Annotated in this window: 14 protein-coding genes; 5 read left to right on the top strand and 9 right to left on the bottom strand. The window is 73.2% G+C overall.

What is annotated here, in order from left to right; genetic code table 11:
- Nucleotides 1-192 precede the first annotated feature (192 nt).
- Nucleotides 193-813, bottom strand: a complete 621-nt coding sequence (locus ABZ956_RS08695; RefSeq protein ID WP_361888982.1) for a DsbA family protein — start codon at nucleotides 811-813, stop codon at nucleotides 193-195.
- Between the two features lie 113 nt (nucleotides 814-926).
- Nucleotides 927-1,421 (bottom strand): MarR family transcriptional regulator, encoded by a 495-nt coding sequence (locus tag ABZ956_RS08690; protein WP_361888979.1) that lies wholly within the window; start codon nucleotides 1,419-1,421, stop codon nucleotides 927-929.
- Nucleotides 1,422-1,555: 134 nt separating this feature from the next.
- On the opposite strand from ABZ956_RS08690, the gene ABZ956_RS08685 reads away from it, so the two are divergent.
- Complete coding sequence (locus tag ABZ956_RS08685) at nucleotides 1,556-1,912, top strand: zinc ribbon domain-containing protein YjdM (RefSeq protein ID WP_361888976.1); 357 nt, start codon at nucleotides 1,556-1,558, stop codon at nucleotides 1,910-1,912.
- Nucleotides 1,913-1,957: 45 nt separating this feature from the next.
- Here the strand turns inward: ABZ956_RS08685 and ABZ956_RS08680 are convergent, their stop codons facing one another.
- Nucleotides 1,958-5,971: a hypothetical protein gene (locus ABZ956_RS08680; protein ID WP_361888973.1), complete on the bottom strand. Its 4,014-nt coding sequence runs from the start codon at nucleotides 5,969-5,971 to the stop codon at nucleotides 1,958-1,960.
- 277 nt (nucleotides 5,972-6,248) lie between these two features.
- Between ABZ956_RS08680 and ABZ956_RS08675 the strand changes: the two genes are divergently transcribed.
- From ABZ956_RS08675 to ABZ956_RS08665, 3 genes are all read left to right on the top strand, one after another.
- The gene (locus tag ABZ956_RS08675; RefSeq protein ID WP_361888970.1) at nucleotides 6,249-6,626 is read left to right on the top strand and encodes a peptidoglycan-binding domain-containing protein; all 378 of its coding nucleotides are present in this window, start codon (nucleotides 6,249-6,251) and stop codon (nucleotides 6,624-6,626) included.
- Between the two features lie 299 nt (nucleotides 6,627-6,925).
- Nucleotides 6,926-7,396 carry a hypothetical protein gene (locus ABZ956_RS08670; protein WP_361888967.1) on the top strand — a complete coding sequence of 157 codons (471 nt, stop codon included), beginning with the start codon at nucleotides 6,926-6,928 and terminating at the stop codon, nucleotides 7,394-7,396.
- Nucleotides 7,393-10,284, top strand: a complete 2,892-nt coding sequence (locus tag ABZ956_RS08665; protein ID WP_361888965.1) for a BTAD domain-containing putative transcriptional regulator — start codon at nucleotides 7,393-7,395, stop codon at nucleotides 10,282-10,284. The genes ABZ956_RS08670 and ABZ956_RS08665 overlap by 4 nt, the downstream gene beginning before the upstream one ends.
- Nucleotides 10,285-10,287: 3 nt before the next feature.
- Here ABZ956_RS08665 and ABZ956_RS08660 read toward each other — a convergent pair whose 3' ends face one another.
- From ABZ956_RS08660 to ABZ956_RS08635, 6 genes are all read right to left on the bottom strand, one after another.
- A complete protein-coding gene (locus ABZ956_RS08660; RefSeq protein ID WP_361888962.1) occupies nucleotides 10,288-10,773 on the bottom strand; it encodes a hypothetical protein in 486 nt (161 codons plus the stop codon).
- Nucleotides 10,774-10,893: 120 nt separating this feature from the next.
- Entirely contained in the window at nucleotides 10,894-11,133 is a 240-nt protein-coding gene (locus tag ABZ956_RS08655) for a hypothetical protein (RefSeq protein WP_361888959.1), read from the bottom strand.
- An 88-nt stretch (nucleotides 11,134-11,221) separates the two neighbouring features.
- On the bottom strand, nucleotides 11,222-11,629 hold the full coding sequence (locus ABZ956_RS08650; protein WP_361889416.1) for a peptidase inhibitor family I36 protein: 408 nt from the start codon (nucleotides 11,627-11,629) through the stop codon (nucleotides 11,222-11,224).
- A 109-nt stretch (nucleotides 11,630-11,738) separates the two neighbouring features.
- The gene (locus tag ABZ956_RS08645; RefSeq protein ID WP_361888956.1) at nucleotides 11,739-14,285 is read right to left on the bottom strand and encodes a DUF2156 domain-containing protein; all 2,547 of its coding nucleotides are present in this window, start codon (nucleotides 14,283-14,285) and stop codon (nucleotides 11,739-11,741) included.
- Nucleotides 14,282-15,655 (bottom strand): alpha/beta hydrolase-fold protein, encoded by a 1,374-nt coding sequence (locus ABZ956_RS08640; RefSeq protein ID WP_361888953.1) that lies wholly within the window; start codon nucleotides 15,653-15,655, stop codon nucleotides 14,282-14,284. The genes ABZ956_RS08645 and ABZ956_RS08640 overlap by 4 nt, the downstream gene beginning before the upstream one ends.
- A 25-nt stretch (nucleotides 15,656-15,680) precedes the next feature.
- Nucleotides 15,681-16,217 (bottom strand): hypothetical protein, encoded by a 537-nt coding sequence (locus tag ABZ956_RS08635; protein ID WP_361888951.1) that lies wholly within the window; start codon nucleotides 16,215-16,217, stop codon nucleotides 15,681-15,683.
- A 232-nt stretch (nucleotides 16,218-16,449) separates the two neighbouring features.
- Here ABZ956_RS08635 and ABZ956_RS08630 point away from each other — a divergent pair, with 232 nt between their 5' ends.
- Entirely contained in the window at nucleotides 16,450-16,869 is a 420-nt protein-coding gene (locus ABZ956_RS08630; RefSeq protein ID WP_361888948.1) for a YchJ family protein, read from the top strand.
- Nucleotides 16,870-16,875 lie beyond the last annotated feature (6 nt).

Here is a 16,875-nt window from a genome sequence, read left to right as displayed (position 1 = left end):
CACCCTTCCCGGGCCTTGACCTTCCGGCGCCGAGCGACATGGCCGATTGGGCCAGTATGGAACGGTTTTCGCGCCGTCGCGCGGCGGGGCGGGAGCGGCAGCGGGGCGGGGCCGGGGCCGTCCGGGCGCCTCAGTCGAGGGTGCTCATGGCGGGGTTTCCTTGCGGGGAGGAGAAAGGAGGCCGGTGCGGGATCAGGCGGCGGCGGTGAGCGCGGCCAGGCGCTGGTCGACCTGGTCGGCGGTGGCGTGCCCGACGGCGAGGACGGTCGCGCGCTCGCCGTCGACGGCGAGCAGGGTGGGGAAGCCCTGGACGCCGTACTCCGCTGCGCGGCGGAAGTCGGCGCGGGCGGCGGCCGCGGCGGCGGGCGAGGCGAAGGCGGCGGCCACGGCGTCCGCGTCCAGGCCCGCCCGCTCGGCGACCGTGCGGTAGGTGGCCGCCTCGGACAGGCTCAGCCCCTCCGCGTAGAACGCCTCCTGCAGGGCCGCCGCGAGCTCGGCGGCCAGCGCGGGGGCGGCCTGGCGCAGGGCGGCGGTGCCACGGGCGGCGGCCTCGGAGTCCATGACGAAGGAACCGTCCGCGATCAGCCGTCTGTAGGCGGCGCCGAACTCCACGCCGGTGAGCTCACTGATCTTGGCGTTGGCGCCCTGGACGTAGCCGAACTCCCGGATCGGCACCCGGCGGGCGCCGGTGAACAGGCCACCGGAGACGACCTCCACGGTCAGCCCGGGCCGACGGCGCATGATCTCGGCGAGGGTGGGCGAGAAGCCGTAGGACCAGCCGCAGTAGGCGTCGAAGACGTAGACGAGCTTCATGAGGAGGTGCCTCCGGGGGTGCCGGGCCCGCGGGGGTCGCGAGCCATTCACCTGAGAGAACAGTATCTGCTGCGTCAGACATTCCCGCCGATGGACATCAGGGCGAAGATTTTTTACTTCAGACGCGGCAGCGCGTCGCGCGCCGCGTGGCTGAGGGTCTTCAGGTCCTCCGCGAACCGCTCCCGGTGTGCCTCGGGCAGCGGCTCGAGGAAGAAGCGCCGGATGTTCTCCACGTGGATACGCGCCGCCCGGACCACGGTCTCCTCGCCCTCGGGCGTCAGCCGCACCAGCCGCCCCCGCCGGTCGTCGGGGTCGGCGTCCCGGACCACCAGGCCCGCCGCCTCCATCCGGTCCACCAGTCGCGTCACCCCACCGGTACTGAGCACCCGCTCCTGCGCGATCGCCCGCATCGGCAGCCCCGTCTCCCCCGCCCTGCCCAGGATCAGCAGCACCTCGAACATCAGGTGACTGATCCCGCACTCCTCCTCGATGGCCCGCCCCAGGATGTACTCCAGCCGGTTGGCGGCCCCCTGCAGCCGCCCGAACGCCAGCACCAGCCCGTCGCTCGCCGCCTGCTCCGCCGTGGCGATCTCCGCTTCCCCAGCCACCTGACCCCTTCCACCGCACGTCCCGGCACCGATGCGCCGACCCCTCGACCCTACGAGGAGAACCCCGCACCGGCCGCCCCGACGACGTACCGCCGACGTGCCACCGATGTTTCGCGGGATCTTAGACTTGAGGTGTGAACGAGTCCCTGCCGCCGTGCCCCGAATGCTCCAGCGCTTACACCTACGAGATGGGCGCGCTCCTCGTCTGCCCGGAATGCGGGCACGAGTGGTCGCTCCCGGCGGCCCCGGACACCGCGGGCGACGCCGACGACGGTGTGATCAGGGACTCCGTCGGCAACGTCCTCGCCGACGGTGACACGGTCACGGTCGTCAAGTCCCTGAAGGTCAAGGGCAGCCCGACCGGGATCAAGGCGGGCACGAAGGTGCGCAACATCCGCCTCGTGGCGGGCGTGGCCGGCCACGACATCGACTGCAAGATCGACGGCTTCGGTGCCATGCAGCTCAAGTCCAGCGTGGTCAGGAAGGCGTGACCCGAGGCCGGCAGCCTCCGCGACCCGCCCGTCGGACCGGCGCCCCTACGCGCAGGTCCGGCGGTACGGGGCCTCGGGGGCGAACCGTCCCCACTCCTCGCGGGTGAGGCCGCGCGCGACCGTGGCGCACAGTTCCGCCGCCGTGCGCCCGGCATCGGTGTTCCACAGCACGGCCGTGCCGTCGACGCCGGCCGTGGCCAGGGTGCGGCCGTCGGGACTGAACGCGAGGGCCCTCACCTGACGGGTGTGGCCGGTGAGGGTGGCCAGTTGCCGGCGCCGGGCGACGTCCCACAGGACCACCGCGGTGTCCGCGGCGGCCGTGGCCAGCATCCGGCCGTCGGGACTGAAGGCCACGGCCATGGCGGAGGAGTCACCGGAGAGGGTCGCCAGACGGGTGCCCCGGGCGGCGTCCCACAGCATGACCTTCTGATCGATCCCGGAGGTGGCCACGGTGCGGCCGTCGGGGCTGAACGCGACCGACCGCAGCGATCCGGTGTGGCCTTTCAGCGTGAGCCGGCGGGTGCGCTCGGCCACGTTCCACAGCACCGTGACGCCGTCGTGGCCCGCGGCGGCGAGCGTCCGCCCGTCGGGACTGAAGGCCACGTCGTTGACACCCCGCTCCGGGGCCGGCCCGGCGGTCCCCGCCCGGCCGGCCGCCCGCACGGCGTGGGTGAGGGCGGCGAGGCGGGTGCCGCGTGCCGGGTCCCACAGCATGATCGTGCCGTCGGCGCCCGTACTCGCCACCGTGCGGCCGTCCGGGCTGTAGGCGACGTCGAGAACGCGGTCGGTGTGCCCGGTGAGTCTGACAGCGGGCTGTGGGTCCGGGCCCGGATCCGGGTCCAGGGGCCAGAGGGTGACGGTGTAGTCGCCGGCCCGCGGCGGGTGCGCGGCCGTCCCGGTGCCGGTGGCGACCGTACGGCCGTCCGGGCTGAACGCGACCGAGTTGACCGGCCCGGTCCCCCCGCTGAGCGTGGCCACGCGGCTGCGGCGCCGCGTGCTCCACAGCACCGCGGTCCGGTCGTCGCCGACGGTGGCCACGGTCCGGCCGTCCGGGCTGAAGGCGAGCTTGTTCACCCGGTCGCCGTGCCCGGTCAGGGCGATGCGGGCCGGGTCCCACAGCGTGACCACCCCCTCCTCGCCGGCCGAGGCGAGCAGCGGCTCGGGGCCGGGGCCGAAGGCCAGACCGTAAATGTTGGTGACGTGCCCGGTGAGGGTGGCGAGGCGGGTGCCGCGTGCCGGGTCCCACAGCGCGACGGTCCTGTCGTGCCCGGCCGTGGCGAAGGTGTGGCCGTCGGGGTGGAAGGCGACGGCCCGGACGGCCCCCGTGTGGCCGGTGAGGGTGGCCGTCCGGGTGCGGCGGCCGGCATCCCACAGCATCACCTTCCGGTCGTTGCCGACGGAGACCAGCGTCCGGCCGTCCGGGCTGAACGCGACGCCCTCGACCGAGTCGGTGTGGTCGGTGAGCACCGCTCGCCGCTCACCGCTCGCCACGTCCCACAGCGCCACCGTACGGTCCGTCCCGGCCGTGGCGAGGGTGCGGCCGTCGGGGCTGAAGGCCAGCGCGTTCACGGCACCCGTATGACCGGAGAGGGTCAGTCGCCGGGTCCGGCCGGCGAGATCCCACAGCATCACGGTGCGGTCCGCGGAGGCGGAGGCCAGCGTCCGGCCGTCCGGGCTGACCGCGAGGCTCTTGACCTGATCCCCATGGCCGGCCAGGGTCGCCGAGCGGGTGCGCGTGACGACGTCCCAGAGCACGACGTTCTTGTCGTCGCCCCCGGTGACGAGCGTCCGCCCGTCGGGGCTGAACACCACCGCCCTCAGCCACGTCCCGTGCCCGGTGAGGGTGGCCACGCGCGTACGACGCCGCGGATCCCACAGGATGACCTTCCGGTCACGGCTGACGGAGACGAGCGTTCGGGCGTCGGGGCTGAAGGCGAGCCGGGAGACCGCGTCGGCGTGGCCCGCGAGTTCGCCCTGGTGGTACTGGTACGTGGACATCGCCAGCAGCGCGCCGCGCGCTTCGGGCGTGGGAGCCGTACGGAACGCCTCCACGCTCAGCAGCTTCGCCACCGCCGGCCGGGACGGGGCCAGGCCAAGGGCCTGTGAGGCCAGTTGGCGGGAGAGGGTGATCTGCCGCTGGCGCTCGGCCTCCTGCCGCTCGCGCACGGCCCCCTGTCGCTCGCGGACGGCGACGATGCCGATGCTCGTCGCCACGACCAGCAGCATCGCGAGGCAGAGGGTGAGCAGGCGCAGGTGGCGGCTGCGGCGGGCGGCGGCGGCCCGTTCGGTCTCGGCGAGGTCGACGCTGGCGTCGAGGAAGGCGCGCTCGGAAGCGTTGAGTTCCTCCCGGCTTCCCTCGCGGGCGGCCCAGTCGCGGATGACCGCCAGCCGGGTGCCCCGGTAGAGGGCGCCGGTGTCGCGGTCGAGTTCCTCCCAGGCCCGGGCCGCTTCGGTGAGGCGGCGGTGGGTCACGAGGCGGTCGCGGTCCTCGTCGAGCCAGCCGCGCAGGCGGGGCCAGGAGGTGATGAGGGCCTCGTGGGCGAGGTCGACGGTGCCGGCGTCGAGGGTGATGAGCCGGGCGTGGGCGAGATGTTCGAGGACGGCGGTCGTGTCGTCGTCGTCCGGGGCCTCGGGCGGCGTGGCGGGGTCTGCGGGAGCGGGACGCATGGGGTCACCGGGAACCACGGAGGTGCGGGGATCCGCCGGGGTGCCGAGAACCACGGAAGTGCGGGGATCCGCGGGGGTGCCCGGAACCACGGAGGTGCCGGGAACCACGGAGGTACCGGGAACCACGGGGGTGCCCGGAACCACGGAAGTGCCAGGCTCCACAGGGCTGTCGGGACGGTCGTCGGCGCCCGGAACGTCGAGGCCGAGTTCGGAGCGGTCGACGGGGCGGCGGGTGTCCGGGGCGCCTTCGCCGGGAGTGACGAGGCGGAGCATGATCCGGCGGGCGAGGACGGCCTGCCGCGGGGTGAGCCGCGTATAGACCTCTTCGGCGGTGGTGGCGATGGCGCCGTGCACGCCGCCGACGGCCTCGTAGGCGGCGACGGTGAGGGCACGCCCCTTGCGCCGGCGCCACGTCTCGAGCAGCGCGTGGGACATCAACGGCAGCCCGCCGGGTTCGTCGGCCACTTCCTCGAGGATCCGGGCCGTGAGCGCCCGCTCGACGATCAGGCCCCCGGCCGCGGCGGGCTTGACGATCGCCGCCCGCATCTCGGCCGCGGTCATGGGGCCGAGCAGCACGTGCGCGTCGCGCAGGGTGTCGGCGAGAGGGCGGTGCCCCGCGCAGCGCCCGTAGAAGTCCGCCCGGAGCGCGACGACGACACGTAAACGGCTCTCCGTGTCGCGCGCGCCGAGCAGCAGGTCGATGAAGGCGGCCCGCTCGGCCGGGTCGTGACAGAGCGTGAAGACCTCCTCGAACTGGTCGACCACGATCCAGGTGTCCGCGCCGGCCCCGGCGTCGGCACCGTGCCCCTTGGGCCGGAGCGCGGCGGCGTGCGTACGGAGGGGGTGCGCGCCGGGCGTGAGGATCCTGATCGCGGCCGGCCGCTCGCCGGGCTCCTGGGCGTGCTGCAGCCTCGGGATCAGCCCGGCGCGCAGCAGCGAGGACTTGCCGCTGCCGGAGGCCCCGACCAGCGCGGCGAACCGGCGGCGCCGCCCGAGCTCCAGCAGATCGTCGACGAACCTGTCGCGCCCGAAGAACCGCGCCCGGTCCCCGGGACCGTACCGGGCCAGCCCCTGGTACGGCGGCTCGGCCGCCCCGTCGGCCGGGGGCGGTAGGGCGGCCACGGCGTCGGCGGCCGCCTGCCAGCGCTTCTCCCACAGCTCCAGCTGGTCGGGGCCGCCGCCGCATGCCTGGACGTAGGCCAGTGCGACGGGCAGGGACGGCAGTTTCTCCCCTGCCGCCGCCGTGGACAGGGCGGGGGCGGAGTAGGGCACGCGCCGCGCCATCTCCCGGTAGGTGGGGCCGCCGGCCTCCTGCCGCAGGGCCCGCAACTCGTACGCGAAACCCTGCACCGGCCCCTCGGCCGGATCCAGCGGACGCTCTGGACGTCCCACGCGCTCCCCCTCCCCGATCCCCCTGGACGGCCGGGAAGGCGCCCAAGATCAAACGGCGACACGGTACGCAGCCGGAAAAACCCTGACAAGGGTCGGTTCCAGCCGCGCGAGCAGGGCCGGGCCGTCGGCCGACCGGCTCGGCCGAATTGAAAAGCCGCAGGTGAACGGGGTGCTGATCAATCTTCCGGCCGTGAAGACTCGGTCCGGCCGCCGGGCGAAGGCGCGATCCCGCCCCTGACCGCCCGGCCGTCGCACCTCGATACGAAGGGATCCACACATGAACAAGTCGATACGGGGCCTCGTCCCCGCCGCCCTCGCCGGCACGCTCCTCCTGGGCGGAGCCGTCACGGCCACCGCCGCCGACACGTCGACGGCCCCCGGCTCCGCCCGGGCGACGCAGGCGGTCAACGCCTCCTTCCACTGCGGCTACCACGACGGCAGCAAGTACGCCGACATCGGCGACAGAGGCGACCACGTCAAGGAGATCCAGTGCCTGCTGAACAACTACCACGGCATTGACGTCGGCCCGTCCGGCTTCGACGGCAAGTTCGGACCGGCCACGCAGCGCGCGGTCAAGACCTTCCAGGGCCGCAACGGCCTGAGCGCGGACGGCATCGTCGGCCCGAAGACCTGGAAGAAGCTGCGCGGCAACTGACCCGGCACCACGGACCGGCGGTCGGCGTCGCCGCACGGGGCGACGCCGGCTCCCCCCTGAGGGAGCGCCTGCGCCTGCGGCCCGGCCTGGGGACGGCAGGCACGTCAGGCCGCTCCCAGGCCGCCGTGCGGATCGCGGGGGCCGTCAAGAGTTGAGGCCCACCCGCCGCGCGAAACGGACGAGAGACACGGAGCCCTCAAAGGCGAGCAAAGGGCCATTTAGCACTCATCAATCGATCGTGCATCGGCCGCCGCGATAGTCCTGAGGTGATCGCTCACCCCACGACCGAAGGGCCAGCCATGCGCAGCAGATTCTTCCACCGTCTCGCCGCCGTCGCCGCGACCACGGTGGTAGCCGCCGCCGGAGTGATGGCGACCGGCGGAACGGCCTCGGCCGAACGGAACAACGCCCAGGGCGTCATCTGGAACAACGAGGCCCTCACCAAGGGCTCGGACATCAAGAACGGCAACGCCCAGCTCACGTTGCAGGACGACGGCAACCTCGTCATCTACACCACCAGCGACAACTGGGCGCACCGGACGCCGATCTGGCACACCGGCACGGTGCGTTGCGGTGACCGTGCCGTCATGCAGTCCGACGGCAACTTCGTGGTGTACGGCCGGGACAACCGCGTGTGCTGGGCCAGCCACACCGCGCAGAACGAGATCGGCACGAACTACCCGGTGATGAAGCTCGGCCTGTTCTCCGACGGCACTTTGAGGGTCTTCAGCGAGGCCCCGTACATCATTCCGGTCTGGTCGAGCCGGTGACGCGGGAGCTCCGGTTCTCCCTCCTCGGCCCGGTGCGGGGCTGGAGCGGGGGCGCCGAGCTGGATCTGGGCAGACCGCAGCAGCGGGAAGTGCTCGCGATCCTGCTCGCTGCCGCCGGACGGACAGTGGCGATGCCGCTGCTCGTCGAGGGGGTGTGGGACGAGGCCGACCGTCCCGCGAGACCGGAGCATGCGATTCGTACTCACATGTGGCGGCTGCGCCGGGCCCTCGACGGGTGCGGCGCGCCGGTGCTGGAGACGGTCGGCGACGGCTATGCGCTGCGGGTCGCCGAACCCGCCGTGGACTCCTGGTGGTTCGAGGGTGCTGTGGCCACGGCCGAGGAGGTGCGGTCCGTCGACGGGGCGGACCGTGCCCGCGAGGTTCTCGACGAGGCCCTCGCACTGTGGGCCGCCGAGCCGCTGGCGGGCCTGCGCGGGCCGGCGGCCAGGGCGTCGCGCGCCCGGCTGTGCGCAGTCCGGCAGGCGTTGCTGGAGGCCCGGCTGGAGCTCGACGCCGAGCTCGGGGACCGGCCCGGGCTGGCCGCGGAGGCCGGCGCCCTGGTGGTGGAGTTCCCCGCGAGCCAGCGGCTGCGCGGGGTGCAGATGCTGGCGTTGTACCGGTCGGGCCGTCAGGCCGAGGCGCTGGGGGTCTTCGAGGACACCCGGCGGTTCCTCGGAACGGCACGGCCCGGCGAGGCGTTACGGGAGCTGCACCGGCGGATCCTGCGCTCGGACCCGTCACTCAGGCTCCCCGGGCCGGCACACGGCATCCGGGCCGCGGGGCCGCACCCGGCCGCGCTGCCGCGTGACATCGACGACTTCACCGGGCGCCGGATGCAGGTGGAGACGCTCACCGGAATGTTGACCGGTGACGCTGTGGCCGTCGTGGTCTCCGCGATCAACGGCATGGCCGGCGTCGGCAAGACCACACTCGCGGTGCACACCGCCCGCGGGCTCGGCGACAGGTACCCGGACGGGCGGCTGTACGTGGACCTGCGCGGCGCCGGCCAGGACGTGGCCGACCCGTGGTCCGTGCTCGGCACGTTCCTGCGGGAGCTGGGCACCGATGCGAGCGACATCCCGGACGGCATGGCCGAACGCGTCGCGCTCTTCCGCTCGACACTGTCGCAACGGCGGGTGCTCCTGCTGCTCGACAACGCGGCGTCGGATGACCAGGTGCGCCCGCTGATCCCGGGCGCGGCGGGCTGCGCCGTGCTCGTGACCAGCCGCGCCTGGCTCACCGGTCTGGAGGGCGCGCGGCACATGCGGCTCGACGTGATGCCGCCCGAGGAGGCGCTGGCGCTGCTGCGGCGGATCATCGGTGCCGACCGCGTGGACGCCGAGCCGCGGGCGGCGGCGCAGCTGACGGACGTGTGCGGGTCACTGCCCCTGGCGCTGCGGATCGCCGCGTCCCGCCTGGCCGCGGAGCCCGGCCGGCCCCTGGCGGACATGGTCCGTCGGCTCACGGACGAACGGATCCGCCTGGACGAGCTGCGCAGCGGGGACGCGGCCGTGGAGGCCGCGTTCGACCTGTCGTACGCCAAGCTCACCGACGACCGGTCGCGGGCCTTCAGGCTGTTGGCGGTCCTGGAGGTGCCGGACTTCGGGCCGTCGTGCGCGGCGGCGCTGCTGGGCCGGGACGCGTACGACCCGGAGGACACCGAGGAGCTGCTCGAGTCGCTCGTCGACCTGAGCCTGCTGGAGTCCCGCAGGCCGGGCCGGTACCACTTCCACGACCTGGTCCGTGCGTTCGCGCGGGCCAGGAGCGCCCGCGAAGACACCCCCGCGGAGACGACCAGGGCCCTCGCGGGGCTCCTGGACTTCCTTGTGGCCACCGCCCGCAACGCCGACGCAGTCGCGCACTCGGTGGAACCCGCGGAGCGTTCCCTCATCGACGTACCGACGACCTCGACGGGCCTGGCGTTCGACACCGCCCAGGACGCCACCGACTGGATGCGGGAGGAAATCCCCGTGCAGCGCGCGCTGATCGACCGCGCCTGTGAGGACGAGGCCCTGTCGCTGACACAGGCGACCGACCTCATGGACAAGCTGAACACCGTACTGCCGGGCATCACCCACCTGTCCGCCGTGGCCGAACGGGTCGCCGCTGCCGCCGCGCGCCGCGGCCGCCCGGAGGTGGAGGCCCTGGCCCGGTACGTACGGGGCAACGCCTTGTGGCACGCGAACTCCTACGCCGAGGCCGAGCCCGAACTCGCCCGTGCCCTGGAGCTGTGCGCGGGCGGCTCCGCGCGGCTGCGGGCGTCGGCACACCTGACGTTGTGCGCGAACGCCCGCGTCCACGGCCACTTCGACGAGGCGGTCGGCCACGGCGAGGCGTCGGTGCGGCTCTTCCGCGAGCTCGGCGCACAGATCGCGGAAGGCACCGCACTGGGTGAGCTGGCCTTCAACTACGCCCGTCAGGGCAGGCTCGCCGAGGCCCGGGCCGCGGCCGAGCGAGGTGCGGAGCTGGTCGGCGGCCGGGAGTCGGTGTCGAAGGCCATCGGGCTGTACTACCTGGCCCGGGTCCTGCGCCTGTGCGGGGACGGGAACGCCGCACTGGGCCCGGCCCGGGACGCCCTGGAACTGTTCCGCGCCCTGGGCGTGACCGCCTTCGAGGCGGCCACGGGCACCCTGATGACCGAAGTCCACGCGGAAGCGGGGCACTACGCCCTCGCGGCGGGAACCGCCGAGGAGTTCATGCCACTGGCCCGGCGGACCAGTGGCATGCTCGAGGGCGCTCTGCTCAGGGCGCTGGGGCGCAGCCTGTGCCATCTGGGACAGGACGCGAGGGCGAGGGCGTGCCTGGAGGCCGCCCTCGACCTCTTCGAGCGGCGCGAGGCTGGGGCCGACGCCGAACAGACCCGGACGTTGCTGGCCGGCCTCGGCTGAGGGTCAGTTCTTGTACTCGCCCCACAGGACCAGGGCGTTGTTGCCGCCGCCGCCCTCGATGACGTTGCGGAAGGCGTTGTCCGTGCCGTTCGTGTCGTAGCCGTTGCTGCCGACGTAGGGGTTGTTCCAGTGGAAGCGGATGGTCCGGCCGTTCCGCCAGTCCTCCTCGCAGTTGGACGTCGTGTAGGTGACGTAACCCTCGGTGCCGGTCATGAACCCGTTGCTCTCCGACTGCCAGTCGTCGTCGTGCGTGTTGTACACGGTGGCCGACGGCTCGTTCCCCTGGCTCCAGATGCCGTGATTGAGGCCGTAGCTCTGCCGGGTCAGCTGGCAGCCGGTCCCGTTGTGGAACTTGACCTTGGTGCTCCGGGCCGCGAAAGCGCCGGCCGAGCTGGTCGAGTCGGCCGAGGCGGTGCCCGTGGCGAGGGCGCCGAGCCCGATCGCGGCCACGGTGGCCGCGGCCATCAGACGGGGGGTGATGCGACGCATGAGGAACCTCATTCCTTACGGTTCCGCGGGTCCTTCCCGCGATGCCGGGAACTCTGGGGCACCCCGTTCAACAACCCATTGACGGACCTCGTTTATCCACCCGCCGACGACGGCCGAGGGTCATCCCCGGGGGCGTCCGGTGAGTTTGGCGCCCCCCGCGCCCACGGTCGTACCCAGCGCGATCAGCAGAACGTAGACGATGACCTCGTAGCCGTCCGGGGCCAGGAAGCGGAAGAAGCCCAGCAACTGGTACCAGCCCAGCAACTCGTGCAGAAGCCCGCTCGCCCCGCCGATCACGAGGATGCCGGCAACGGTTTCCAGCAGTTTCGTCAGCGGTGACTTCGAAATCGTGGCAGCCATGGCGGTGAGTCTAGGCGGCCGTATCTTTCCTTTTCGCTGCCGGACCGCTACGGCTCGGCGCGCGCCCGGCAGCGATCGGTTCAGCGGCTCACCGGCCCTCGCCCGGCGGCGTGCCGCAGCTCGCGCCGCCCGGTCCGTCGAACTGCACCGAGCTGAAGAAGTCCTGGTAGGTGGGGAAGAAGTTTCCCTTGCCGGTCGGGCCCGCGGAGGTCACGGCCGTGCAGCCGGTGTAGTGCGCGTCGGACCAGAGGTAGATGGTCGACGGCGTCCGGTTCCAGTCCGACTTGGCGCGGTCGTTCATGCCGAGCGCCGCGAGGTCGGGAGTGCCGCTCCTCAGTTTGATCATGTCGCCGGTGCCGTCGAGTCCCGAGAACATGCAGTAGTAGCCGGCCGGGCACCGGTCGTAGCCGTCGGCCGCGTGAGCCGTGGTCACCGGTACTACAGCGGCGGTTGCGGCGGCCACCGGCACGAGCAGTGCGGACAGCTTGTTCCTCATCGACACGGATGAGCTCCTTGGCTGAGGTTCTGAATGGTGGTGAGGGGTTACCCCTGGTCCTGCCGAGCCATGCGGGCAGCCCGGCGACGCCTGCCGTAGCCTCCCCCGCTCACGCGGAGAACTGGCGCACCAGCCGCACCCCTTGCGCCGCCGTCATGTGGGGCAGGTACGCCTTGGTGACCGCACGGGTGATCAGCGGCAGGGCGGCCGGGTCCGGGTAGGTCATGAACATGGGGCGGTACTGGGGCTGGAATTTGGCCTTGAAGTTGAGCAGGGAGCGGAAGCCGTAGACCGGTTCCAGGACCTTGCCGCCGTAGTCGAGGACGCGCTGCAGCGCCACCGGCGGCTCCTCCGTGGCCTTACGGGCCAGGGGGGCGCCCGACAGGCTCAGGAACCGCGCGCCCTCCTCCTTGAAGCCCAGTGCCGCCGAGGCGATGAGGAATTCCATCGCGCCCCGGAAACCGCCGGCCCTGCGCCGCATGAAGTCCAGCGTCCAGCCGACCGGCCGCCCGTCCTCGTACACCGGCATCCAGCTGGTGATCCCGTGCACCGTGCGGTCGGCGTTCACGGCGATCAGGCAGCGCACCGCCGGGTCGTCGAGCTCGTCGAGGCCGCCCAGGGTGAAGCCCATCTCCGGCAGTCCCTTGTCGGCGACCCACTCCTCGGAGATCGACCGCACCTGGTCGGTGATCGCGACGGGGGCGTCGGGGAAGGACCACCACTCGGCGGTGATGCCTTCCTTCTTCGCCTTGTTCAGGGCCGTGCGGACGTCCTGCCATTTCTTTCCCGTGAAGGCCAGGTCCGGCAGCGGCACCACGGTGTCCTCGGCGACCTGCACCGACCGCCAGCCCAGGGCCTCGGCGGCCTCGCGGGCCGGGGCGCCCACGCTGTAGAAGCAGGGGGTCCAGCCGCGCTCGTCGCAGAAGCGGGAGAAGCCGGCGACGGCGTCCGCCCGGGCGTCCGGCGCCCCGAACGGATCGCCCGTGGTCAGCGCCACCGTCGAGATCACCCGGTAGGCGACGGCGGCGCGGCCGTCCGCCGAGAACCAGTAGAAGTTGCCGTCCCAGGTCGTCAGGTACGACAGGTTCGAGCCGCCGTGCGCGATCAGCAGGTCCCGGGCGCGTACGGCCGCGTCCGCGTCCGTGTGCAGCCGGGGCCGGCGGAACGTCACCAGCAGGGCGACCAGCGCGACCAGCCAGAACAGCAGCCCGCAGTACTGGAAGAGCGCCTGGGCCGTACCGCCCACGGGGATCGGCCAGTCGGTGAAGTAGCCCAGGAAGGCGGGCGGCACGAACTCCGAGGCCAGCCCGGCCAGCAGCATCCCGGGCGTGGCCGGCGGGTCGAACTGGTCCCGTACCGCGAGGCCGACGCCCACGTACACCGCGCAGGCCAGCAGCAGGGTGCCGCCCACCACGGCCGCCAGCCCGGCCATCGCCGAGCGCGGCAGGCGCAGGTCGAAGCGGGCGCGGGTGACGACGAGCAGCAGCAGGACCAGGACGGGCAGCAGCATCTGTTCCGCGAAGAGCTGGACGTAGCCGGCGTGGTCCTGGGGCTCGGCGTAGGCGGACGGATTGTCGAGGAAGTCCTTGAGCCAGTAGGCGAACAGCGCGATCCAGGCCAGGTGCGAGAGCACCGCCAGCGCCCAGGCCAGCCGCAGCCCCCGGCGCAGCCCTTCGGCGAGGACGAGCATCACGACCGGGACGAGGGCGGCCATGGCGATGGCCGGGGAGTCGTAGAAGTCGCGGACCGCGTGGATGTAGTGGCAGTCCTGGGCGGACATGCCGCAGGCGTCCCTGATCTCCTCGGGCGTGGGCCGCGTGGAGACGTAGAGGAAGTTGAAGGAGCTGAAGGGGCCGTACGCCTCCTCGTAGAGGATGGCCACCATCGGGCCGATCGCGGAGGCGGCCACGACGAGCGCGACCAGTACCCGGGCCTCGGTGTGGGAGGAGTGCCGCAGCCGCAGGGGGCCGCGCGGGCGGTGGAGCAGGGCGCCCAGGGCGAGGCCCGCCGCCGCGCCGCCCAGCCGCAGCACGCCCTGCAAGTGGCCCACGTACAGGGCCATGACCAGGGCGAAGGCGACGATGCCGAGCATGGTGCGGCGACGCCACAGGGCGGTGAGGCGGTAGCTGAGCACCCCGCCGACGGTGAGCACGCCGACGGTGGGGGTGACGGCCAGGTCCTCGGTGAGGCTGTCCAGCCACTGCTCCCCCGCGGCGGATCCGAGCGCGACGAGGCCGACTCCGAGGAGGCTGCCCAGGATCTGGCCGCCGAGCAGCAGCGCCGCGGTGCGCGCGACGCCCAGGCGGCGCTCGCAGGGGGTGACGAGCAGCAGCACCAGGAGCGTCGAGCCGATGTAGCCGCCGAGCCCGGGGCACCACAGCAGCGAGCTCGCCGGGGTCCACCAGCGGCCCTCCGCCAGGGCCGGGACGCCGACCCCGACGTGCTCCAGCCGGTGCCGGGCCGGGCCGGAGCCGAGGGCGCCGGTCACCGCGCCCACGATCCACAGCACCGCGAGGAAGGCCAGGGTGAACGGGGCGTGGCGGACGGGCGCGAGGAGGCGGTCGAGCGTGGCGCGCCAGGGGTGCGTGCTGTCGCCGACGACGGGCGTGGGTGGTGGCAGGGGCGTCGGGGCAGGACCACCGGGGGCTTCGGTCATCGGATCAGTCCCGTCTCCCGGGCGAGCCAGGGGAGTTGCCGCTCCAGGCCCGGGCGCCAGACCTGCCAGCTGTGGCCGCCGGGCAGCAGCACCCACTCGGCGCGCATGCCGGCCGCGACGGCGGCGTCGTAGACCTTCCGCTGCTGCGGCCGGTAGGTGGCGTCGTCGCTGCCGGCGACGAACGCCGCCTTGGTGTCGGGAAAGCGCCGGCGGGCCAGCACGTCGAGCGGGTTGACCTGCTCGTAGGCGGCCGTGTCGCCGCCGAATGCCTTGTCGATCGTCTTCTGCCGGCTGCCGAGGGTGGGCGCCTCCTGGCCGGAGATGTCGTTGACGACGCCGTAGACCTGCGGGGCGTTGACGCCGAGCTGGAGGGAGCAGGTGCCGCCGAAGGAGATCCCGGAGACGATCCAGGAGGTGCGGGCGGTGGCGACCTGGAGGTGGGAGCGGATCCAGCCGGGCACGTCGACGGCCAGGTAGGTCTGGACCTTGCCGAGCCGGGAGTCCAGACAGAGGGTGTTGGCGAACTGGGAGCCGAGGGGGTCGACCACGACGACCACGGGGGCGAGCCCCTGGTGGGCGGCGGCGAAGGCGTTCATCATCTCCACCAGGCGCCCGGAGTTGATCCAGTCGTCGGGGGACCCCGGCTGGCCGGCCATGAGCACGAGCACGGGCAGCAGGGGGCGGGGGCTCGCCCGGTAGGCGGGCGGCAGATAGACGTACGCGGAGCGGGCGTCGAAGCCCGAGGCGGTGCCGGGGATGTCGGACCGGGAGAGCGTGCCCTCCGTGGGCAGGCCGGCCGGTGGCCGCCACACCTCGGAGACGGCCTTGCCCTGCGGTACGTGCAGGGCGGGTTCGGTGCGGCCGGTGGCGTCGCTGAGGCTGGTGGTCTTCTGCAGCCAGGCGTTCAGGGCGGTACGGGCGGTCGGGTACTGGTGGAAGTGGCGGTTGATCTGCGAGGCGCCCAGCAGCACGGCGCACAGCGCGGCGAGCACCGCGCCGGCCCAGTGGCGTGGCCGCAGCAGCGGTATCCGGAACGCCGCCAGGCACAGGCCCAGGACGGCGACGCCCGCCCAGAGGACTACACCGGCCGGCAGCGGATCGGGGAACAGCTCGAGCCAGTCGTCGACGGCCACCTTCAGCAGCCAGGTGATCAGCGCGGCGAGGAGCACGGCGAGCGGCGCCCACCGTGTCCACCACCGGCGTCGCCGGGAGAAGAGCAGCACGGCCAGGGCGCAGCAGCCGAGGACCAGCACGGCGAGCGGGATCCAGCCGCGTACCAGGGACCAGTCCAGCGGGCCCGCGGCCCGCGCGTCCGGGGCGGTTGCCGCCAGGACGAGCGGGCCGGGCCGCGGGAGGCGGGCGGGCGTCACGGTGTCCGGGCCGTCCGGGGCGGCACTAGCCCGGCAGCGGCACGGGCAGCGGCGCGGCGCCGCCCACGAGCTTGGGCACCGACGTCAGGAGGGCCTGCAGGTCGGCGAGGACCTGGGCGACGAGGGCCGTGACCTTGGCGGCGTCCTTGGCCAGGACCGCGGCCAGCAGGTCGTCGACGTCCTTGACGAGCTTGTCCAGCTGCGCCTTGACGTCCGCGACGGGGTCCCTTGCGCTGTCGTGCCGGTAGGGGGCCTGTGCCCGGGCCCTGACGTCCACGAGCAGGCGGTCGGCCGACTCCCGCAGTCGCTGCCGCAGGTCCCGGAGGTAGTCGACGTCCGGGGTCCGGGAGCGGGCCTCCTTGAGGAATCTCGATCCGAGGGAGAGCGTCTCGCCCAGGCTGCCGATCGAGTCGGCCCGGCCGCCGGCCGGGGCCGGCGCGGGTTCCGCCACGGCTATGGAGTCCGCCGCCCGGCCGGAGGCCAGAGCGGGGCCGCAGACGCCCACGGCCAGCGAGCCGCACACGACGGCGACGGCAGCGGTATGGAGCCGGTTGTTGCCCATGCGAGAAACTCCCTTCGAAACACCTGTCGGACGCGACCACCGTCCGCTGGCGCAGGGGGCGCCGCAACCGCTTCCGGCGCCGTGCCCGGCCGCCGCCATGCGCCGGCGCTACCGCGATGACCTGGGAATTCACCCGAAAGAACAGGGATGGCCGCCGTCCGGCGGGCATGCAGCCGAAAGGGTTCGTCACCGATGGTGCGGGGCAGGGCCGCACAGCAGGCAGAATCGGGGGGTGTCCAGACGAACGAACGCACGCCGCCGGCCGGCGATCACTGCCACCTCACCGTGCCCCTGCGGGCTCGGCGCACCGTACGGGGAGTGCTGCGGCCCCTTCCACCAGGGCCGCGGCGCGGCGCCGACGGCGGAGCGCCTGATGCGCTCGCGCTACAGCGCCTTCGTGGTGGGTGACGCCGCCTATCTGCTGCGGACGTGGCACTCCACGACGCGGCCGCCCGGCCTGGACTTCGATCCCTCCATCGCCTGGACGGGTCTGGAGATCCTGGGCACCACGGGCGGCAGCGCCTTCCACAGCGAGGGCACGGTGGAGTTCCGCGCGCATTACGAGGTGCGGGGGCAGGCGGACGACCAGCACGAGCTCAGCCGCTTCGTGCGCGAGGACGGCGACTGGGTGTATCTGGACGCGGTCGGCTGATCGCGG

Source organism: Streptomyces sp. NPDC046261 (genome assembly GCF_040646235.1).
Lineage (GTDB): Bacteria > Actinomycetota > Actinomycetes > Streptomycetales > Streptomycetaceae > Streptomyces.
Note: the sequence above shows the minus strand (reverse complement) of the source record. Positions and strands in the feature narration are given on the sequence as shown.